21 protein-coding genes are annotated in these 19,563 nt (G+C 41.2%); 3 read left to right on the top strand and 18 right to left on the bottom strand.

Annotated elements, in window-relative coordinates; all coding sequences use genetic code 11:
- Positions 1-58: 58 nt before the first annotated feature.
- From ODU39_RS06310 to ligA, 18 genes are all read right to left on the bottom strand, one after another.
- Entirely contained in the window at positions 59-775 is a 717-nt protein-coding gene (locus ODU39_RS06310) for a FadR/GntR family transcriptional regulator (protein WP_002938037.1), read from the bottom strand.
- Between the two features lie 45 nt (positions 776-820).
- Positions 821-2,620: a beta-glucuronidase gene (gene uidA / locus ODU39_RS06305; protein WP_398580108.1), complete on the bottom strand. Its 1,800-nt coding sequence runs from the start codon at positions 2,618-2,620 to the stop codon at positions 821-823.
- A 15-nt stretch (positions 2,621-2,635) separates the two neighbouring features.
- Complete coding sequence (locus tag ODU39_RS06300; protein WP_398580107.1) at positions 2,636-3,664, bottom strand: PfkB family carbohydrate kinase; 1,029 nt, start codon at positions 3,662-3,664, stop codon at positions 2,636-2,638.
- Between the two features lie 69 nt (positions 3,665-3,733).
- The gene (locus ODU39_RS06295; protein WP_398580106.1) at positions 3,734-5,287 is read right to left on the bottom strand and encodes an MFS transporter; all 1,554 of its coding nucleotides are present in this window, start codon (positions 5,285-5,287) and stop codon (positions 3,734-3,736) included.
- A 186-nt stretch (positions 5,288-5,473) separates the two neighbouring features.
- Positions 5,474-6,313, bottom strand: a complete 840-nt coding sequence (locus ODU39_RS06290; protein WP_105106242.1) for a DNA/RNA non-specific endonuclease — start codon at positions 6,311-6,313, stop codon at positions 5,474-5,476.
- Positions 6,314-6,342: 29 nt separating this feature from the next.
- On the bottom strand, positions 6,343-6,534 hold the full coding sequence (locus ODU39_RS06285; RefSeq protein WP_012775177.1) for a DNA-directed RNA polymerase subunit beta: 192 nt from the start codon (positions 6,532-6,534) through the stop codon (positions 6,343-6,345).
- Complete coding sequence (gene murA / locus ODU39_RS06280; RefSeq protein WP_105249204.1) at positions 6,527-7,810, bottom strand: UDP-N-acetylglucosamine 1-carboxyvinyltransferase; 1,284 nt, start codon at positions 7,808-7,810, stop codon at positions 6,527-6,529. The genes ODU39_RS06285 and murA overlap by 8 nt, the downstream gene beginning before the upstream one ends.
- Positions 7,811-7,833: 23 nt before the next feature.
- Positions 7,834-8,058, bottom strand: coding sequence for a DUF1146 family protein (locus ODU39_RS06275; RefSeq protein WP_012775178.1), 225 nt, complete (start codon positions 8,056-8,058; stop codon positions 7,834-7,836).
- Positions 8,059-8,117: 59 nt separating this feature from the next.
- Entirely contained in the window at positions 8,118-8,534 is a 417-nt protein-coding gene (locus tag ODU39_RS06270; protein WP_002936007.1) for a F0F1 ATP synthase subunit epsilon, read from the bottom strand.
- Between the two features lie 9 nt (positions 8,535-8,543).
- The gene (gene atpD, locus ODU39_RS06265; protein WP_024407431.1) at positions 8,544-9,950 is read right to left on the bottom strand and encodes a F0F1 ATP synthase subunit beta; all 1,407 of its coding nucleotides are present in this window, start codon (positions 9,948-9,950) and stop codon (positions 8,544-8,546) included.
- A 19-nt stretch (positions 9,951-9,969) separates the two neighbouring features.
- The gene (locus tag ODU39_RS06260) at positions 9,970-10,848 is read right to left on the bottom strand and encodes a F0F1 ATP synthase subunit gamma (RefSeq protein WP_002936012.1); all 879 of its coding nucleotides are present in this window, start codon (positions 10,846-10,848) and stop codon (positions 9,970-9,972) included.
- A gap of 11 nt (positions 10,849-10,859) precedes the next feature.
- Positions 10,860-12,380, bottom strand: a complete 1,521-nt coding sequence (atpA, locus tag ODU39_RS06255; RefSeq protein ID WP_032497571.1) for a F0F1 ATP synthase subunit alpha — start codon at positions 12,378-12,380, stop codon at positions 10,860-10,862.
- Positions 12,381-12,383: 3 nt separating this feature from the next.
- Positions 12,384-12,917 carry a F0F1 ATP synthase subunit delta gene (locus ODU39_RS06250; protein ID WP_024400742.1) on the bottom strand — a complete coding sequence of 178 codons (534 nt, stop codon included), beginning with the start codon at positions 12,915-12,917 and terminating at the stop codon, positions 12,384-12,386.
- Positions 12,918-13,424 (bottom strand): F0F1 ATP synthase subunit B, encoded by a 507-nt coding sequence (gene atpF, locus ODU39_RS06245; protein WP_002939801.1) that lies wholly within the window; start codon positions 13,422-13,424, stop codon positions 12,918-12,920.
- Between the two features lie 17 nt (positions 13,425-13,441).
- Positions 13,442-14,158, bottom strand: a complete 717-nt coding sequence (gene atpB / locus ODU39_RS06240; protein ID WP_002936020.1) for a F0F1 ATP synthase subunit A — start codon at positions 14,156-14,158, stop codon at positions 13,442-13,444.
- A 36-nt stretch (positions 14,159-14,194) separates the two neighbouring features.
- Positions 14,195-14,395 (bottom strand): F0F1 ATP synthase subunit C, encoded by a 201-nt coding sequence (locus ODU39_RS06235; RefSeq protein ID WP_002936021.1) that lies wholly within the window; start codon positions 14,393-14,395, stop codon positions 14,195-14,197.
- 136 nt (positions 14,396-14,531) lie between these two features.
- The gene (locus ODU39_RS06230) at positions 14,532-15,575 is read right to left on the bottom strand and encodes a diacylglycerol kinase (RefSeq protein WP_172030054.1); all 1,044 of its coding nucleotides are present in this window, start codon (positions 15,573-15,575) and stop codon (positions 14,532-14,534) included.
- A 10-nt stretch (positions 15,576-15,585) separates the two neighbouring features.
- The gene (gene ligA, locus ODU39_RS06225) at positions 15,586-17,544 is read right to left on the bottom strand and encodes an NAD-dependent DNA ligase LigA (protein WP_172030055.1); all 1,959 of its coding nucleotides are present in this window, start codon (positions 17,542-17,544) and stop codon (positions 15,586-15,588) included.
- Between the two features lie 122 nt (positions 17,545-17,666).
- On the opposite strand from ligA, the gene ODU39_RS06220 reads away from it, so the two are divergent.
- Genes ODU39_RS06220 through ODU39_RS06210 form a run of 3 tightly spaced genes read left to right on the top strand, consistent with a single transcriptional unit; the run spans position 17,667 to position 19,532 of the window.
- Positions 17,667-17,813 carry an SPJ_0845 family protein gene (locus ODU39_RS06220; protein ID WP_002936026.1) on the top strand — a complete coding sequence of 49 codons (147 nt, stop codon included), beginning with the start codon at positions 17,667-17,669 and terminating at the stop codon, positions 17,811-17,813.
- A 1-nt stretch (position 17,814) separates the two neighbouring features.
- Complete coding sequence (locus ODU39_RS06215) at positions 17,815-18,720, top strand: permease (protein WP_024407438.1); 906 nt, start codon at positions 17,815-17,817, stop codon at positions 18,718-18,720.
- Complete coding sequence (locus ODU39_RS06210; RefSeq protein WP_105242739.1) at positions 18,717-19,532, top strand: TIGR03943 family putative permease subunit; 816 nt, start codon at positions 18,717-18,719, stop codon at positions 19,530-19,532. The genes ODU39_RS06215 and ODU39_RS06210 overlap by 4 nt, the downstream gene beginning before the upstream one ends.
- Positions 19,533-19,563 lie beyond the last annotated feature (31 nt).

Here is a 19,563-nt window from a genome sequence, read left to right as displayed (position 1 = left end):
AAGACGAACTCTTTTTGTTCATTCGAGTTCTTTCCCACTCCCAATCTATTTTGTATTTCTATTTATGATCATTGAGACCATGCAAGGTCATATCTTTATCGAACCATTCGCTTAAAACAACCTGTCTTACGGATATAATATGTGCTAACATGCTATCATATGCTGCAACAGGATGGCGTTGCTTGATAGCCATTAAGATGTTCCTGTGGGCCTGTAAACTATCCGATTTCATCTGACGATTTGAATAGTTTTCATTGATCAGATGAATAGATTGATTAATGACAGGCATCAGACTAGTCATTGCCAGATTCCCACTCATCTCAGCCAGCATACAGTGGAATTTCACATCCAACTCCAGATGCTTCGTGTCTCCAGCAGCAACGGCCTCTTCAATAGCAAGGACAATTTCTTCTAGTCGAGCAATATCTTCGTCCGAGGCAAACTGAGCGACACGCTCCGCAATTCTCGGTTCAAGCAAATACCGCACTTCAAACAAATCTGTCGTCAACTTTACACGGTCTCTTACCAAAGAAAAACCTAGGGGATCCTCTGATACTCCTTTTTTAGAGCTGATATAGGTTCCCGACCCTTGGCGCACCTCCAGAATATTTCGAGTAGCCAAACTTCGAACAGCTTCACGAACAGTCGAACGTCCAACTTCTAAATCTTGGGCCAATTCATACTCATTTGGAAGCTTGTCACCAACTTCATATCCTCTTTCCAAAATCAATTCCAATAAGCGTTCCGATGCTTTTTCTACCAAGGGTTTCGCCATGTGCTTGGTCCTCCAATACAACTTTCTATTTGCTACTATTATAGCTCATTTCCTCTTATAATGGTAGTTTGGAATGGCAGTCCAACGTTTCTTTATTTCTCTAACAATTTGCTTCGGTTGACGATTCCGTGAGAATAACCCCTTATGATTTCCTTGAATCCGAATGATACCAACCGTGGTTTCAAAATCAGCAAAATTCCAGACCTGCTCACCAACCAAATTAGGAATAGAATCAAAGACTCGATGGTTCATCTCATAGTAATCCACCTGAAATTCCTCTGTATAAGGAATATCCCACATCGAATGCAAACCTGGAAGAGTATCTGCACCATATTCCGTAATCAAAATCGGCTTGTCAGGATAAAGTTTTTGCCAAGTCTCCAACTCTTGACGGAGCCCTTTCTCTGCCGCTTTCAAGTCACCATGAGCAACATACCAACCATAGTAACGATTGAGACAGACAACATCGACCAAATCCATAACCTCATCCTTATCAGGTGTTGCTGTCATAATATTGACCAAGGTCACAGGACGCCCAGAAGGATCTCTGTCCCTCATGCGCTGAATCAGAGGTTCAAAGTAAGCACGTGCTCCCTTTTCATGCCCTGCCGGTTCATTGGCAACAACCCACATCACTACAGAAGGATGATTCTTATCACGCGCTATCAATTCATCAATCACAAGCTCATGAGCCTCCTTGGTTTGCATAACTTCCCAAGTATTTTTTACTTCTTCAGAATCACCTGTCAAATTCAAGGCTGCATTGAAAAGCTGGAACAGGCCAACTGCTGGCACTTCATCAAGGACAACGATTCCCAAACGATCTGCCAGCCGCATCATTTCCTCAGAATAGGGATAATGAGATGTCCTAAAAGAATTTGCTCCAATATCCTTCAGTAAATTCAAATCCATCAGATTGGCTGCTTCATTGAAACCACGACCATTAATAAAGGTATCTTCATGTTTACCAAATCCCTTGAAATAGAAAGGTTTTCCATTGATGAAAAACTGCCCATTTTCAACCGCAACACTACGAATGCCGAATTGTTCTGAGTAGGTATCTAGCAAGTTTTCTCCGTCAAATAATTCAACTTTAGCAGTATAGAGATAGGCACCCAAGACCTCCCAAAGGCGTGGATGTTCAATGACCATTTGTCCGTTTTCAAGAAGACCTACTTCCTGTCCCACTTGATCTAAAATATACATACGGATGGAATCGTACTGCCCAACTGTCTTCACATCAACATTCACTACCGCCTGAGTCAAATCTTGATTTAGCTCCGTCCGAATAACAATATCCTCAATCCTATTTTGGGGACGTTTATAGAGATGAACTGTCCGCTGGATACCAGCATAGTTGAAAAAGTCAAAATTCTCCTTGACGGTCTTCACAATTTGACCATTCTCATCCACTTCTTCGCTATAATTCCCTACTGGAAGGGTTGTGTAATTCAACTCATTATTGGCACAGACTGTCAAACGGAATTGGTCAGCGTCGTATAAGTTTGATGGAATCAAGCATTCAAAAGGTGTGAAACCACCCTTGTGCTCTCCGATTAGCTGGCCATCTGCATAGACTTTGGCCTGATGCGTCACCGAACCAAAACGCACAACCAACTCCTCATCAGCTGATACGACAGGGAGAGCCACCATGAGTTCATACCAATTATCTCCGACAAAACGGCGCTTTGCTTTATCGACAACAACATCATTAAAGGAACTCGGTACAACCATTACTTCATCTGTATCTAACAGACTATGAACATCATTGTTCCCTTGCTTAAAAGCCCATATTCCATTTAAAGAATAAACTGAGCGTGTTTTTGTTTGTATAGGATACAACATACTTTTTCCTTCTTTCTATCGTTTTATTTCACGTGACCCTTTTTTCAATAGCAAATCAATATCTGATTGACTGATGACATTAATGTCCCCTTCAATAGTATGCTTGAATTGAAAACTAGCCATCCCCAAGTCAACTATTTCCTGTGGCGTTTTTTCCTGCAAATAACCCAAAATAATTCCTGCTGTAAAGGCATCCCCTGTCCCAACTCGGTCCAAAACTTGAATGGATTCTTTTTCCGTTTCATAAAGAATACCATCTTGATACAAGTATGCTTTCAGCAAATATTCATTATTGTAGGTCATTTCCCTCTGGGTAAAAGCAAGACTTTGCAAAGAATAAGTCTCCGCCAAACCCTTAACCACCGCCAACAAAACTTCTTTATTTTCATAAGGGCGCTTCAACCCCAATTCATCCTTCACATCTTTACCAGATTCATTGAAGAGTTGAATAGGCTCTAGACCAAAGCAAATATCTGCTAAACCTACAAAAGGAGATAATTTCTCCCTCGCTTCTTCAAAAGAAGACCACAAACTTTCTCGATAATTCAAGTCAAAGGAAACCTTAACACCCTGCCCCCTTGCCATTTCCATCAAACGAAAGGCCAGTCGATAAATATCTGGATTCAAAGCGACCGTTATACCACTCACATGAAACCAATCGACACCGTCAAACATCCCCTCCAAATCATAGTCTTCTTCCTTGGATAAGCTGAAAACAGAATAATCACGGTCATAGGTCACCTGGCTAGGTCTCAGAGAGAAACCCTTTTGATAATAATAAAGCCCCAGCCTTCCCTCTTTTCGAATCACATATTTCTGTCCAATCTGCCTTGCAAAGAGAAAGTGTTCTGCCATTTTTCCCACTTCATTCTTAGGCAGTGCCGTCACCAACTCGACTGAGTGACCAAGCTGAGCCAAGCTGGCTAAAACATTCAACTCCGAACCACCAAACTGACACTCTAAACTCGTGGCCTGTGTTAAGGTCTGATAATGAGGAGGAGATAGCCGCAATAAAACTTCTCCAAATGCTAAGATTTTTTTCATACCGCCTCCTAGATGAAAGACCCAGCTGGAATCCGCCAACTAGGTCAGTTATTTGTTATTCGTAATTAGTTACTTATCATCGTACTGGTCAACCTTATATTGAGTTACATCAACATAATCCATATCAGATAATGGAACATTTTTCGCAATCGCACGCACGCGCTCTTCATCTTTAGCTGCTTTCATAACATGAATTTTCTCTTGAATACGGGCCATTTCTTCACGGTCTAGTTTGTAGAATTTCATCAAGAACAAGGATACGCTCAATACCGCTGCTGGAATCACTGTCAACAGGACAATCAGTGCCATTCTCAAATCTGTTGAGAATGCTGTTTCAACAGTTGGGTACTCTTTGCCAAAACCGATACCTGCTAATACAAATCCAACAACCATTGGGGCAAATGAAGAAGCAATTGAGTCTGTCAATGAGAAGATAGTCCCAATCATACCTGACAAGTAACGACCAGATACTGATGTTTCATAGTCTGTAATATCCGCACCCATGGTCAATACCAAACCAGATGGAGCACTGGATGCGTAGCGAGCAATGATATAAACAACAAAGAAACCGATTGTGTAGAGATTCCAATTTGTCAAATCCAATATACCTGGTTTAGCTGAAAAGAGCATTGCTGCCAAGGTCACAAGACCAGCAATCCCAAGTTGAAGCGCTGTAATATAAGCAAAACGTAAACCTTTACGACGAGCCAATTGCGCAGCACCAACTGTTACAAGAATACCTGGCAAAATCAAAAGCATGGACATTTTTCCAGAAAGAGCATAGTCACCGAAGATGATACCGTAAAGCATTACACCAATAACGGAATCTCCAAACAGTTGAGCAACAAATTTTACAAAAGCTGCAGAGATTGAAAGAACCTGCAAAGGTTTGTTTCCTTTGATAACTTTCCAGTAGTCTTTCAACTTCGTTTCTTGTGTCTTCTCACCAAGACCAAAGTATTTCTTGTTGTCTTTCTCCCAAATACCGATAATAGCAAGAATACCCAGAACAGCTGAAATTACTACTACACCGAGGAACAATTCTTGGAAGAAACTTGGAGTGAAACCGCCATGTTTCGGAACCAATGTCCCTGACACAACAACCTGACTACCAGTCATCAACACAGTTGTGGCAATACCATCAACAATATTAAAGATTGGACGTTGCTTTGGATCATTGGTAAGCGCAACTTGTCCTGCTTTTGTAATAGTCTGTTGCAATGAATAACCAATTTTATGGATAATCAAAACAAGGATGAATAGAGGAAGACGGAGACTCTCACTAACTCCACTTAAACCTAACATCATAAAAAGAGAAGCTGCTGTAATGATATTCCCCAAAACCAAGATAGGACGATATTTACCAAACTTAGTATCCGTTTTATCAATGATAACTCCGATTGTAGGATCAATGAAACCATCAAAGATACGAATATAGCCCATGAGTTGACTAACAAACAGGGCTGCAAGACCAAGCACACCTGTCGATAAATAAGTCACGAAAGTAAAGGCAACCAAGTAAATATTCGTCGATGAATTGTTCATCGCAAATAATATGATTTGCCATAACTTGGCTTTGTTATAAGTAACGTCTTCGACACGTTGCTCAACATGTTTTTCCATTGGAAATTCCTCCTAAATGTTTTCTACGACAAAGTTGTAAGCGTTTTCTTTAACTATATTCTAATATTCATCAGATGATTTGTCAACTGTTTTTGTAAATATTTTTAATTATACGCAAAAAAAGACGATTTTACGTGAAAATCGTCTGATATATTTGATTTAGCAAGAGAGAATTCGTCTGACTATTTATTGATTCACCGTGATTTCACCACTATGATAATTAATACTCAAGCCACTCTGCACATTTGGAACGAACACATTGAACTCTAGGCTACCATCTGCTGCTTTTGCCTCTAGATGGCTTCCGACAGGAACAAGGTCTTCACTCTCAGCATACACCAAGGTCACACGATAGCGGACACGCTTATTTTTATCCAAGGCCCGCCGAATCTGACTTTCAAAATAATTCTGCCCAGTTGAAGTTTGGTCATTAGCTTGGTTGGACCAAGCTGTTTGAACTGCAATATTCTTAGGATTGCTGGTTGAAGCATCGAAACCAGACAATCCACCAATCAAAGCATAACCTAGGAGGTGACCACGGTCCACTGCATGGTCATATTCTCCAGTTAAATCATGGACCTGGTGCCAACCCGCAGGTGTCCAAGAAGTCCGACCATTTCCTGTTTCTTCACGGTCCTTATACTGACGTGTAGATTTGGCTAAAAGCGCATTGGCTACTGTTGGAACCGTTTCTCCCTGGACTGTTTTAGTCTTATTATCACCATAAGGAACACTGGCAACCGATGCATCTAAATCCGTTTGATTCCCGTTAATAATAAATGCTCCAGCACCATTCCATTCAATCGAATTCCCCAGTTGTTTTTTTACATCTTCTGTCAATACCGAACTAGCCAGTTCCTGACTAGGTGTACTCTCACTTGCCTTAGACTGATTGACATAATAGGAATAATCAGCAACGTTACTGCTCTTGTTATCACTTAAAAGATAGCCACCCGCTACTACAACAATCGTAGCCAATAAGCTGAGCAGACTCATTGCTTGTTTTTTTACATTTTTCTTCGCCATTTTCTCTCCATCAAAAAAGCAGGTCCAGCCTACTTTCCTGTAAATTTACCGATTAGTTCTTGCCACTTAGCTGGTGACAACACCGCAAATACATTGTCTCCATCTCCTATGACACCGTAACCAACCATTAATCCTAAAATAAACACCAAAATAGCAATCAACAAAACAACTGCTACTAAGATTAAATTTTTACCAACATAGCTAAGATTATCCTTATCCATTTTCATCTTCTCCACTCACACGTTCAATCGTTGCACCTAAAGCAGCTAATTTCTCATGAAAACGATAGTAACCTCGGTCTAAGTGCGTTAATTTACCTACAATCGTCTCACCTTCAGCAACCAAACCAGCCAGAATCAAAGCGGCACTTGCTCGTAAATCAGTAGACATAACCTGAGCACCTTGCAGAGCTTGTCCTCCCGTGATGATAGCTGTATCTCGTAAAATTTCCGAATGCAAATCCATCCGACGCATTTCTTCCAAATGCTGGAAACGATTCTCAAATACCGTTTCAATCATGGTAGATTCACCCTTTGCAACTGCCATTAGGGCTGTAAATTGAGCCTGCATATCCGTTGGGAAGCCTGGGTGTGGCAAGGTTTTTACTGTTACAGGTTTAAGCTTATCCACTTGCGAACAAACTCGAATCCCTTCAGCTTCTTCCGTCACCTCAACTCCCATTTCCAACATCTTAGAAATGAGTGGACGGTTGTGCTCCCAGACCGCATCTTTCACCAAGACATCGCCACCAGTCATTGCTGCTGCCACCATAAAGGTACCCGCTTCGATACGATCTTGCACCACTTGGTGTTCTGCGCCAGTCAATTCTTCTACACCAGTAACCGTAATCGTCTCTGTGCCTGCCCCCTTAACTTTGGCCCCCATTTTGTTTAGGAAAATAGCCAAGTCAACAATTTCAGGTTCTCGCGCTGCATTTTCCAATACCGTTGTACCCTGCGCCAGAGTTGCAGCCATCATCAAATTTTGCGTTGCCCCAACACTTGGGAAATCAAGATAGATATGAGCTCCCTGCAAGTTATCTGCACTCGCTTCAATATAACCAGCTCGTTGTTTAATTTTAGCCCCCATAGCTTGCAAACCTTTTAAGTGCAAATCTATTGGACGACTACCAATTGTACAACCTCCTGGCATAGAAACCTTAGCATAGCCATTGCGTGCCAAAATCGGACCAAGAATAACAATAGAGGCACGCATTTGACTCACATACTTATAAGGAGTTTCACTACCAAGTTTACCTGTTGCGTCAATATCGATAGTCTTTGTTTCCTCGTCAAATTTCACACGAACTCCCAGACCACGTACAACATTATTCATTGTATAGACATCAGACAAAATAGGAACCTGAGTCAATTTGGTTTGCCCTTGACTTGCTAGAACTGTTGCTGCCAATAAAGGCAGAACGGCATTCTTCGCCCCCTCAATCTCAACCTGTCCTTTCAAACCGTTTTTACTACCTGTAACAATAATTGTATCCATTTCTTATCCTTTTCTTACTTAAATCACATATTTGCAAAAGAGCGTCCCATCATCAACAATTCTAAAAAGAAAGTCGAGACCAAGTACCCCAGTGCTATTGCCAGAAAGAGAATCAGCAAATTGATTTTACGCTGATTGTCCCCCGTTACCTTCAACCACCGTGACCAATCAACTGTTGTAACCAAGAGATGATGAGCCAGATAGATAAACAATATATGACTAAAAAACTGTAAAATTGAAATTACCATGTTTCCATTATACCATGAAATTAAAAAATGGAACTGAACCAAGTTCAATTCCATATAGATTAATGTTTTCCAACACGAATACGATTTATCGCACGTTGGAGGGCGACTGTTGCACGCATCTCCATATCAATATTACGAGCAGTCTGTGCTTCTTCCAATTCACGTTCCGCGCGCAATTTGGCACGTTCCGCACGACTAATATCAATATCCCGTTCCCGCTCAGCGGAATCAGAAATGACCGTAATAATATCCTTGTTGACTTCAATGATTCCACCATTGACCGCAATCCAGTCTACATGGTTTTCATCATCAACACGACGCACTTTCATTTCACCGATTTCCAAAACTGCAATCAGTTCTTCATGTCCAGAATAGACACCCATCTCACCATCAACCGTTTTGACCAAAACAAATGCTGCATGATGGTCATATTTGATACCGTCTGGTGTTACGATTTGTACAGTCATTTGTCCCATAAGCCACCTCTAGAATTTCATTTTAGCAGCTTTAGCGACCACATCCTCAATTGAACCAACATTTCGGAAGGCATCTTCTGGTAGATGGTCGTGTTTGCCGTCCAAGATTTCCTTAAAGCCTTTCACCGTTTCAGCTACTGGCACATAAGAACCTGGCATACCTGTAAATTGCTCCGCAACGTTGAAGTTTTGAGAGAGGAAGAATTGGATACGACGAGCGCGACCAACTAAGGTCTTCTCTTCATCTGACAATTCATCCATACCGAGAATGGCAATAATATCTTGCAATTCTTGGTAACGTTGAAGAACACGTTTTACTTCCATAGCCACTGCATAGTGCTCTTCACCAACGATTTGTGGAGAAAGCGCACGAGATGATGATGCCAATGGATCCACCGCAGGGTAGATACCAAGCTGAGTCAACTTACGTTCCAAGTTGGTAGTCGAGTCCAAATGAGCGAAAGCTGTCGCTGGAGCTGGGTCTGTATAGTCATCCGCAGGTACGTAAATAGCCTGAATAGATGTAACAGAACCCTTCTTGGTTGATGTAATACGCTCCTGCAATTGTCCCATCTCAGTTGCAAGTGTTGGCTGATAACCAACGGCTGATGGCATACGACCCAAGAGGGCAGACACTTCTGAACCAGCCTGAGTGAAACGGAAGATATTATCGATGAACAGAAGAACATCCTGCCCTTCCACATCACGGAAGTATTCCGCAATGGTCAAACCAGTAAGAGCAACACGCATACGGGCTCCTGGTGGCTCATTCATCTGACCAAATACCATGGCCGTTTTTTCAATAACACCTGATTCTTTCATTTCCCAGTAAAGATCGTTCCCTTCACGGGTACGCTCGCCAACTCCGGTAAATACAGAGATACCACCGTGTTCTTGGGCAATATTGTGAATCAATTCTTGGATAAGAACGGTTTTACCAACACCGGCACCACCGAAGAGACCAACCTTACCACCTTTTAGATAAGGTGCTAGGAGGTCGATAACCTTAATCCCTGTTTCCAAAATTTCGCTTGAAGTAGATAATTCGTCAAAAGCTGGCGCTTTCTTATGGATAGGCTCACGTTCAAAATCTGCCGGAAAAGACTCTTCAAGGTCAATGGTATCTCCCAACACATTGAAGACACGACCCAGCGTTTCTTTACCGACTGGAACAGAGATGGGACGACCTGTATCGAGAACTTCCATCCCACGTGTCAATCCATCCGTTGATTCCATGGCAATGGTCCGTACAACGCCATCACCAAGTTCCAAAGCCACTTCAAGCACGACTTTTTGTTTGGAATCATCATTTTTATATACAACGAGTGCGTTGTTAATCTCAGGAAGTTTATCTTCTGCTGCAAACGCAACGTCTACAACTGGTCCGACAACCTGAGTAATTTTGCCTGAACTCATTCTATTTCCTCTATTTCTATTACTCAAGGGCTGAGGCACCAGCTACAATCTCAGTAATTTCCTGAGTAATCGCTGCCTGACGAGCCCTATTGTATTGGATTGTCAAATCGTTAATGACATTCTTAGCATTATCCGTTGCTGTCTGCATGGCTGTCATACCTGCTGCATTTTCAGCAGTTTTGGCATCCAAAATCGCTCCATAAATAGTTGATTCTGCATATTGAGTCAAGAGTTGTTCCAAAATAACCTCACGGTTTGGTTCCAACTCAAAGGTAGCTGTATAACCATCTGCTTCATTGTGGTCCAAATCTTCTACAGGAAGCATCTGTTGTACACGCACCTGACTGGTCAAACTATTGACATGGTGGTTATAACAAACATACAACTCATCAAAGAGTTCATTCTTGTACATCTCAACAGACTTAGAAATGATTTTTTGAACCTCTTCAAAACTTGGGTTGTCTGCTAAACCGCGCAATTCAAAGACAGGATTGATACCACGAGCACGGAAAAAATCTGCTCCCATACTACCAATAGCAATAATCTCATACTCATCTTTCGAGTCATGGTCCTGTTCAATCATCCCCATCACAGCCTTCAAAATACTGGAATTATAAGAACCTTTTAGTCCACTGTCAGAGGTAATGACAATATAACCCGATTTTTGAACTGGACGGCGAATCAGCATTGGATTGCTTGTATCTGAAGCCATCAATTCTCCACGCAAGAGATCCGTTGTAATCTGACGAACCTTACTAGCATAGATCTGAAAGGATTGCGCTAATTGCTCTGATTTGGCTAATTTAGAAGCCGAAACCATCTGCATGGCACCGGTGATTTGACTGGTTTTCTTAGTTGATGCAATTTTTGACTTGATTTCATTGAGAGAACCTGCCATTATTCACTCCTTTACTTAAAGACAGACTGGTCTTTGAAAGCTTGGATAGCAGCATTCAATTCATCTGTGTCAGGAAGATCTTTTGTTGTGCGAATAACATCCAAAAGACCATCGTAGTGCAAATCAAAATATGCGTACAGTTCTTCTTCAAATGCCAAAATGTCATCAATTGGCACTGAATCCAAGAAGCCATTTGTCAAAGCATACAAAATCAAAACTTGTTTTTCAACTGGGAGTGGCTTATGCAATGGCTGCTTCAAGACTTCCACAGTTCGACGACCGCGGTTGAGTTTTGCCTGAGTTGCCGCATCCAAATCTGAGCCGAACTGCGTAAAGGCCTCTAATTCACGATAAGAAGCTAAGTCGATACGAAGGGTACCTGCAACCTTTTTCATGGCCTTAATCTGTGCAGAACCACCTACACGTGATACAGAAGAACCCGCATCAATCGCTGGACGGATACCAGAGTTGAATAAATCGTCCTTCAAGAAGATTTGTCCATCCGTGATTGAAATCACGTTGGTAGCGATGTAAGCTGAAATATCTCCCGCTTGTGTTTCGATAAATGGTAGAGCTGTAATAGAGCCACCGCCCAATTCATCTGAAACCTTTGCTGAACGCTCTAGCAAACGACTGTGCAAGTAGAATACATCCCCTGGATAGGCTTCACGACCCGGAGGACGACGAAGCAAGAGAGATAATTCACGGTAAGCTACCGCTTGTTTTGACAAATCATCGTAAACAATCAAGACGTGTTTGCCTTCGTACATGAACTCTTCTGCCATTGCAACACCAGCATAAGGAGCCAAGAAAAGCAATGGAGAGGGTTGTGAAGCAGATGCAGTTACTACGATTGTGTAATCCAAAGCACCATATTGACGAAGCGTTTCAACCTGAGTACGAACAGTTGACTCTTTCTGACCGATAGCCACATAGATACAAATCATGTCTTGGCCTTTTTGATTGAGAATAGCATCAATAGCTACAGATGTCTTCCCTGTCTGACGGTCACCGATAATCAATTCACGCTGACCACGACCAATCGGAACCAAAGCGTCAATCGCCTTAAGACCAGTTTGAAGCGGTTCATTAACCGACTTACGTTGCATAACACCTGGTGCTGGATATTCAATCGGACGAGTCTTACTAGTACGAATTTCACCAAGACCATCCACAGGTTGACCAAGTGGGTTGATGACACGACCAATCAAAGCCGAACCAACTGGTACTTCCATAATTTTACCAGTACGACGAACAACTGACCCTTCACGAATATCGGTAAATTGTCCGAGAATAATGATACCAACATCGTTGGTTTCTAAGTTTTGTGCCATACCAATGGTGCCATTTTCAAATACCAAAAGCTCTCCACTCATGGCATTGTCAAGACCTTGCGCACGGGCGATACCGTCACCGATATAGGTTACGACACCAGTCTCTGTGTAGTCAAAGTCAGGCTGAAAGCCTTCAATTTGTTGTTTTAGTAAAGCGCTAATTTCTTGTGCATTAATCAAAAGAACACCACTTTCTATTTTCTAAAGTTTTTTTCTAACGTCCTTCAACTGTGTCCGAACGCTTGCATCGATTACCTTATGGTTAACCGTTACAATAAAACCACCGAGGAGACTTTGATCAAGTTCTTCCGTGATATTGCGTACACGCAAGGAAAATCGTTGTTCTACCAAGTGACGGAGACGCTCTTTTTGAGCTTCTGTCAACGGATAGACCGAAACCACACGGGCTTCAAATTCATTTTTAAATTTACTGATTTGTAATTGGACACGCTCAAGGGTTTCAAGAAGCAAGTCTGCATGACCATCACGAATAACATCTTCAATCAAGTCATTGATTTGCCAGAAACTAGATTGACGTACCGTCCTTACAAAGTCAGCCTTTTCTTCTCTCGACACTGTCGCTGACAGCAAGAGTCGATTCAGCTTACTATCATGAATGATGGAAATCAAGTCAGAAATCTGGTCATACATATCCCAAATATCTGCATGATCACTGACTTTTTCAACAAATGATAGAGCATATTTTTGCACGATGGCATTTTCTCTAGCGTTCATCTACTTGTCTCCTAGTTTGTCCAAATAACGGTCAATCAAGTTACTATGAGCTTGTTGGTCCAAATCTTCCAAAATAATTTTGCTTGCAAGATCAACTGCCAATTCAGCAACTTGAACACGCAAGTTTTCTTGTGCTTCACGTTTTTCAGCTTCAATTTCCAATTGAGCTTTTTGCTTCAATCCTTGAATTTCAACATCTGCTTGCTCAAGAATACGTTTTTTCTCTAGTTTTGCGCGTTCAACCGCGTCTTGAATAATCTTTTGACTTTCAATACGTCCCTGTACCAACTCGTCTTCACGTTGTTGAACAAGGTTCGCTGCTGCTGTTAGTTTTTCTTCTGCAGCATCAATATCATTTGCAATCTTATTGGCACGTTCTTCAAAAATACCTGTAATTTTATCCCATGCAAAAACACGAATAAGAATAATAAGTACTGCAAATGAGACTGTTACCAAGATAAAGTTTCCAAGAATGGTACTAGATTGCATTGTAATAGTTGTTGCCATAGTTGTCATTCCCTTTCCTATTCACTCTCACTACTGATTTTTTTATTTAAGTACATAGATACCAACATGATAAATACATATCCCTGCAAGCATGAAATGAATACAGAAAATGCTGTCCAAACAACGTTTAGAGCAAAGGCAATTGGATATGCAAGTGCACTTTGTTGAGATAATTGTAGAAGAAGAGAGACAAGCACTTCACCAGCATAAATATTACCGTACAGACGAAGAGCAAGCGACACAAGGTTGGTCACTTCTTCCAAAATGTTCATTGGAGCCATAGCCCAGGGTGTCACAAAAGATTTGAGGTACGCCTTGAAGCCACGACGACGAATACCTTCAACATGACAAAATACTGTTGCAATTGTTGCCAAACCGAAATCATAAGCCATATTGGCCGTTGGAGAAGTCCACAAATTATGTCCTTCTGCTGTTTCCAATTTGGTCATCAAACCTAGATTATTGGCAACCAAAAGAAAAGTAAAGACTGTAAAGAAGAACAAGGAATACCGCTTTGCTTCCGCATCGCCAAGATTCCCTTTTGTAAAATTGATGGTTAATTCGTAAACGTACTCCAAAACATTCTGTTTTCCTTTTGGCTTGAGCTCCATCCGACGACTAGCCCAAAAAACAAGTAAGAAAATAATGGAAATGGTAATGACAGAAACCAATACCATGGTCAGGTCAAAGGTTACGGGACCAAGGGTAAGGGTTGGACTTAAATGTTCTTCCAATGGAGGTTCCCCCCTTTTCTATTTCTCTATTTTCTACTATTTCAAGACAAATGTCATAGCCAAGGTTACGAAGAAAGTTCCCTCGATAAAGGCAACACCCAAAAATACACCAGCCATCAATTTACTTTGCATTTCTGGTTGACGTGCAGTCGAACTAAGGTATGAAGCCACCAACAGTCCCTCACCGATACTTACACCAAGACAGGCCAATCCAAGGGCCAATGCGCCTAAACTCATAACGAATTCTCCTTTTAAAATTTAATACCATGTAAGGATACTCCTAAAACATCTATTTGTCAAGAAAATACCGCCATTGTAAGCGTTTAATTCATTTTTACAAAATAAAAAGAAAAGACGGTTTCATCTTTTCTTCCTATTTAATAGCTTCATCAATATGGTCTGTTTCTTCAATGAATCGTTTGGCCATATCTTCTCGATTCATCTGATCAGTATCAAGAGTGATTGCATGGTCAGAAACCAGATCTGTATCTGCGAAAAACTCTATATGGTTTGATAGGTTGTACAGACGTACAGGGGCTTCCCCACCAAACTCTCCATCTAGATTGAGCAGTAGACGGTTATCTGGGTTCAGATTTTCGATGGATAGGCTCTTGGTTTTTATGTATTCAACTAGATCACTATCAATGTGTTTGCCACCGTCTAAGACTTGACGAATCAGATGCAGAATTTCAAATAAATTCCCTGTTTTAACCATCAATAAGGTAAAATTACCATCATCTAACTTAGCATCTGGAACAATCTGTTCAAAACCTCCAATTGAATTGGTTAAGGCAACAAAAATCATTGAAACCGAGCCTTCAAACACTCCCTCATCATGCTCTACATGAACAGGTGTAAATTGTACTTGTGGCAGGAGTTCTGCTCCTTTTACCACATAGGCCAAATAGCCAAACATGGTCTTAAGTTGACTTGGAACACTGTAGGTCAATTCCGTAAGTGTACCTGCTGCAGCAATGTTGATAAAATAATGTTCTTGATGAAAACCATTTTTTTGATTTTTGGCTAAACCAATATCCATTAAAATGGTCTGCTGCTTACCAATAACCTTAGCTGCTTCTACAGGATTTCCCCTGGGCACTTTTAAGGCACGCGCATAGTCATTGGTGGTGCCAGTCGGTATGATGGCCATCTGCGGACGTTTTTCAAGCGGAGCAATTCCATTGACGACTTCATTGATCGTTCCATCTCCACCAGCCGCAATAATCAAGTCAAAGCCCGCAAGTGCCGCACGTGTAGCCTCATTTTTTGCAGAGTCTTTCTCAGCAGTTGTTTGGAAAGCTGAAGTTTCATAACCGTAACCTTCCAAAATGTCCAATACTTCGGCTACATTTTTCTTCATGATTTCTTGACCTGAGGTCGGATTATATATTAGTCTAGCACGTTTTCTTTCTTCCATCGTTTTACCTTTACAAGCTCTCCAACCAAGCCTCATCTTTTATTTCGATACCTAGTTCCTGTGCTTTGGTCAATTTACTACCAGCATCTGTTCCAGCAACCACAAGATTAGTTTTTTTAGAAACTGATCCTGCTACATTTGCCCCTAAAGCTTCTAATTTGGCTTTGGCTTCGTTTCGTTTCATTCGCTCCAATTTACCAGTCAGCACAACTGTCATACCCGATAGCGCAGCATTTTTATCTACTACTTGTCCGAGATAGGTCAAGTTTACCTTAGCTTCCTTAAGTTCAGCTAAAAGTTGCTGCGCACCCTCACTAGCAAAAAAAGTTGTCAAGGACTTAGCAATAACCTGACCAAGACCTTCTAGCGAAGCAATTGCTTCTTGTTCAGCAAATGCTAAGGTTTCTAAATCGCCAAATTTTTCTACTAAAATCTTACTTGCCTTACTGCCGACATGGCGAATACCTAGTCCAAATAGGAGGCGTTCTGCTGAGTTGCTCTTAGAAGTTTGAATGGCTTGATAGAGCTTGTCAGCTGATTTTTCTTTGAAACCTTCCAAAGTCAATAGGTCATCAACAGTTAATTTATAAATATCAGCAACATCGTGTACCAAACCTGCTCCAAAGAGTTTTTCAACGATTGAACTACCCAGTCCCGCAATGTTCATGGCATCCCGACTTGCAAAATGTTCCAACTTGCTCATCAGCTGGCTAGGACAAATAGGGTTGATACAGCGGAGGGCAACTTCGTCCTCATAGTGTTGTAGGTCGCTCTGACAAGACGGACAATGACTAGGAATGGGCATGATTTCTTGCTCTTTTCGATATTTATCCACCACTTTCAGAACTGCTGGAATAATATCTCCCGCCTTATAAACAATGACCGTATCGCCAATACGAATATCTTTTTCGGCGATATAGTCTACGTTGTGCAAAGTCGCTCGACTGACAGTCGTTCCTGCCAGTTGAACAGGACTAAGGTTGGCAGTTGGTGTCACAACACCTGTCCGGCCAACAGTCCAATCAACCGACAAGATTTCTGCTTCTTTTTCCTCAGCTGGAAACTTGTAAGCTACTGCCCATCGTGGCGCTTTTACTGTAAATCCTAGTTCTTCTTGTATAGCTAAATCATTTACCTTGATGACAACACCATCTATCTCATAGGGTAAATCATCTCTACGCTCTGCTATTTTTTCAATAAAATCCCACGTGTCATCAATCGACTCCGCCAAGCAATATTCGTGGTTGGTCACAAATCCCAGAGTATCTAACTTGCGAAGCACATCGGACTGACTAGTCGCTTCAGATGGACTAGCCTCTTGGTAAAGGAATGTTGCAAGTCCACGCTGGGCCACGACACCTGTGTCTAATTGGCGAAGAGTTCCTGCCGCTGCGTTACGCGGATTAGCAAATTCAGCTTCACCAGCCTCCTGACGCTGTTTGTTAACACGGTCAAAGGAAGCCTTTGGCATATAACACTCACCTCGGACAGTGATGTCCACAGCTTCGGGTAGGGTCAAAGGAATATCCGCCACTCGTTTGAGATTTTCTGTGATATTTTCACCGACACTACCGTCACCACGTGTAGCACCCACGACTAAATTACCCGCTTCATAGGTCAGGGAAATAGATAGACCATCAATCTTCAATTCACAGATATAAGTTGCTTGAGGAAATTCCTTGCGAACTCGCTGGTCAAAAGCTTCTAATTCTTCACGAGAAAAGGCATCCTGCAAACTAAAAAGAGGATAAACATGACTATATTTTTCAAATCCGTCTAGCACCTTTCCCCCGACCCGATGGGTAGGACTATCTGGTAAAATCAGTTCTGGATGAGCTGTTTCCAGTTCTACTAATTCACGATAAAGCGTATCATATTCTGCATCTGATACGCTAGGTTGGTCCAATTGATAATACTCTTTAACGTATTGATTGAGCACGCTAACTAATTCTGATATTCTTGTTTTCATAAGAATATTATATCATGATTTGAGGGTGCGAACTATATTTGCGCTTCAATAAAAACAGATTCCTTTAGATAATTTTTAGTAAAAAATGTATAATGTGTATATAAAATTTTTGGAGGTGCCCTATGGCTGTAACCTATAAACGACAAGATGATTTAGAAAAGATGCTGGAAGAATTTGCTTCATTTGAAAAATTGGAAGAAATTGAGTATCCTGATCCAAAATCAAAAGAAAATTCCGAGAAAAACAACTTGAATCAGGATAAAAAATAATATGTTCGGTCTTGATCAATTACCTACCTCCGTCCTACAGGCGGGGGCTATTTTCCTGTCTATCATGATTGAAGCCTTGCCCTTTGTGTTGATTGGAGCATTGATTTCTGGCTTTATTGATGTGTTTATCACCCCTGAAAAAGTCCATAAACTCCTTCCCAAGAACAAGTTTCTTGCCATTCTATTTGGAACCTTTATCGGCTTCATTTTTCCGTCTTGCGAATGTGGTATTGTCCCTATTGTCAATCGGCTATTAGAGAAAAAAGTACCTAGTTACACTGCTGTTCCCTTTTTAGTAACAGCTCCTGTGATTAATCCCATCGTCCTTTTTGCAACCTTTACCGCTTTTGGCAATTCCCTACTTTTCGCCTTCTATAGAGCCCTAGGAGCCATCATTGTATCCCTAGTATTGGGAATCATTCTTGGTTTTTTCGTAAAAGGACCAATTCTTAAAGGAAGCAAATTTGACCATCACCAGCATGATTATTCAGATAAAACCAGCTGGCAAAAAGTTGGCTTCGCACTTATTCATGCCATTGATGAATTTTTTGATACGGGACGTTACCTAGTCTTTGGTTGTCTCTTTGCCAGTCTCGTACAAGTCTATATTCCAACTGCTGTCCTGACTACCATCGGTCACAGTCCATTAACAGCTATTTTACTGATGATGTTGCTGGCCTTTCTTCTCTCCCTATGTTCTGAAGCCGATGCCTTTATTGGTGCATCACTACTATCCAGCTTCGGATTCGCCCCAGTAATGGCTTTCTTAGTTATCGGACCCATGGTGGATGTTAAAAACTTGCTCATGATGAAACATTATTTCAAGGGGAAATTTATAGCCGGTTTTATCATTACTATCACTCTCGTTATTTTGGGATATAGTCTGATACTTGGAGGTGTAGTATGATTCGTTTTTTAATTCTTGCAGGCTATTTTGAGATGACCATGTATCTTTATGTCTCTGGAAAATTAGACCAATACATCAATCTGCACTATAGCTATCTAGCCTATCTATCCATGGTTTTATCTTTCATACTTGCCATCGTACAATTGTATGTCTGGGTAAAAGAAATTCGAGTACATAGCCATTTAAAAAGCAAAATTGCCAAACTATCAAGCATTGGACTATTGCTCATTCCTCTTGCTATAGCCTGGCTCTTTCCCACGGTAAGCCTGGATTCAACAACTGTTGCTGCCAAGGGCTATCATTTCCCACTAGCAGCAGAAAACGATGCTAACACACAAAACCAAGAAGGGACGACTGTTCAGTATCTCAAGCCTGATACCTCTATTTATTTTACGAAATCTGCCTATCAAAACCAGATGCGTGAAATTGCTGATAAATACTTGGCTGAAGAAACCATTATCGTTACTAATGAAAACTATATGGAAGTGATGGAAGCAATCTACGACTATCCTACGGAATTTTCAGGAAAAACGATTGAAATGATTGGATTTGTCTATAATGATCCTGACAATAGCCAGCAATTTTTCCTTTTCCGCTTTGGTATTATTCACTGCATCGCTGATTCTGGGGTATATGGCTTACTCTCTACGGGTGCTACCACAGAATTTCCTAACAATACTTGGATAAAAGCCAGAGGAACAATCAAGGTTTCCTACCACACATCGTTGAAACAAAACCTTCCAACTTTAGAATTGCAATCTATTGTCCAGATTGAACAGCCAGATTCCCCGTATGTCTACCGTGTTTTCTAATAATTCCAATTCAAAAAGTGAATTTTCTGAC

The organism is Streptococcus sp. 2021WUSS126 (assembly GCF_044427255.1).
In the GTDB taxonomy this organism is placed as follows: domain Bacteria; phylum Bacillota; class Bacilli; order Lactobacillales; family Streptococcaceae; genus Streptococcus; species Streptococcus hashimotonensis.
This window is presented reverse-complemented; position numbering and strand designations above follow the sequence as displayed.

Bases quoted from the DNA above. Each gene is read 5' to 3' on its own strand.
- ODU39_RS06310 (WP_002938037.1), bottom strand. From the start codon at position 775: ATGGCGAAACCCTTGGTAGAAAAAGCATCGGAACGCTTATTGGAATTG.
- uidA (WP_398580108.1), bottom strand. From the start codon at position 2,620: ATGTTGTATCCTATACAAACAAAAACACGCTCAGTTTATTCTTTAAAT.
- ODU39_RS06300 (WP_398580107.1), bottom strand. From the start codon at position 3,664: ATGAAAAAAATCTTAGCATTTGGAGAAGTTTTATTGCGGCTATCTCCT.
- ODU39_RS06295 (WP_398580106.1), bottom strand. From the start codon at position 5,287: ATGGAAAAACATGTTGAGCAACGTGTCGAAGACGTTACTTATAACAAA.
- ODU39_RS06290 (WP_105106242.1), bottom strand. From the start codon at position 6,313: ATGGCGAAGAAAAATGTAAAAAAACAAGCAATGAGTCTGCTCAGCTTA.
- ODU39_RS06285 (WP_012775177.1), bottom strand. From the start codon at position 6,534: ATGGATAAGGATAATCTTAGCTATGTTGGTAAAAATTTAATCTTAGTA.
- murA (WP_105249204.1), bottom strand. From the start codon at position 7,810: ATGGATACAATTATTGTTACAGGTAGTAAAAACGGTTTGAAAGGACAG.
- ODU39_RS06275 (WP_012775178.1), bottom strand. From the start codon at position 8,058: ATGGTAATTTCAATTTTACAGTTTTTTAGTCATATATTGTTTATCTAT.
- ODU39_RS06270 (WP_002936007.1), bottom strand. From the start codon at position 8,534: ATGGGACAAATGACTGTACAAATCGTAACACCAGACGGTATCAAATAT.
- atpD (WP_024407431.1), bottom strand. From the start codon at position 9,950: ATGAGTTCAGGCAAAATTACTCAGGTTGTCGGACCAGTTGTAGACGTT.
- ODU39_RS06260 (WP_002936012.1), bottom strand. From the start codon at position 10,848: ATGGCAGGTTCTCTCAATGAAATCAAGTCAAAAATTGCATCAACTAAG.
- ODU39_RS06250 (WP_024400742.1), bottom strand. From the start codon at position 12,917: ATGAACGCTAGAGAAAATGCCATCGTGCAAAAATATGCTCTATCATTT.
- atpF (WP_002939801.1), bottom strand. From the start codon at position 13,424: ATGGCAACAACTATTACAATGCAATCTAGTACCATTCTTGGAAACTTT.
- ODU39_RS06235 (WP_002936021.1), bottom strand. From the start codon at position 14,395: ATGAGTTTAGGCGCATTGGCCCTTGGATTGGCCTGTCTTGGTGTAAGT.
- ODU39_RS06230 (WP_172030054.1), bottom strand. From the start codon at position 15,575: ATGGAAGAAAGAAAACGTGCTAGACTAATATATAATCCGACCTCAGGT.
- ligA (WP_172030055.1), bottom strand. From the start codon at position 17,544: ATGAAAACAAGAATATCAGAATTAGTTAGCGTGCTCAATCAATACGTT.
- ODU39_RS06220 (WP_002936026.1), top strand. From the start codon at position 17,667: ATGGCTGTAACCTATAAACGACAAGATGATTTAGAAAAGATGCTGGAA.
- ODU39_RS06215 (WP_024407438.1), top strand. From the start codon at position 17,815: ATGTTCGGTCTTGATCAATTACCTACCTCCGTCCTACAGGCGGGGGCT.
- ODU39_RS06210 (WP_105242739.1), top strand. From the start codon at position 18,717: ATGATTCGTTTTTTAATTCTTGCAGGCTATTTTGAGATGACCATGTAT.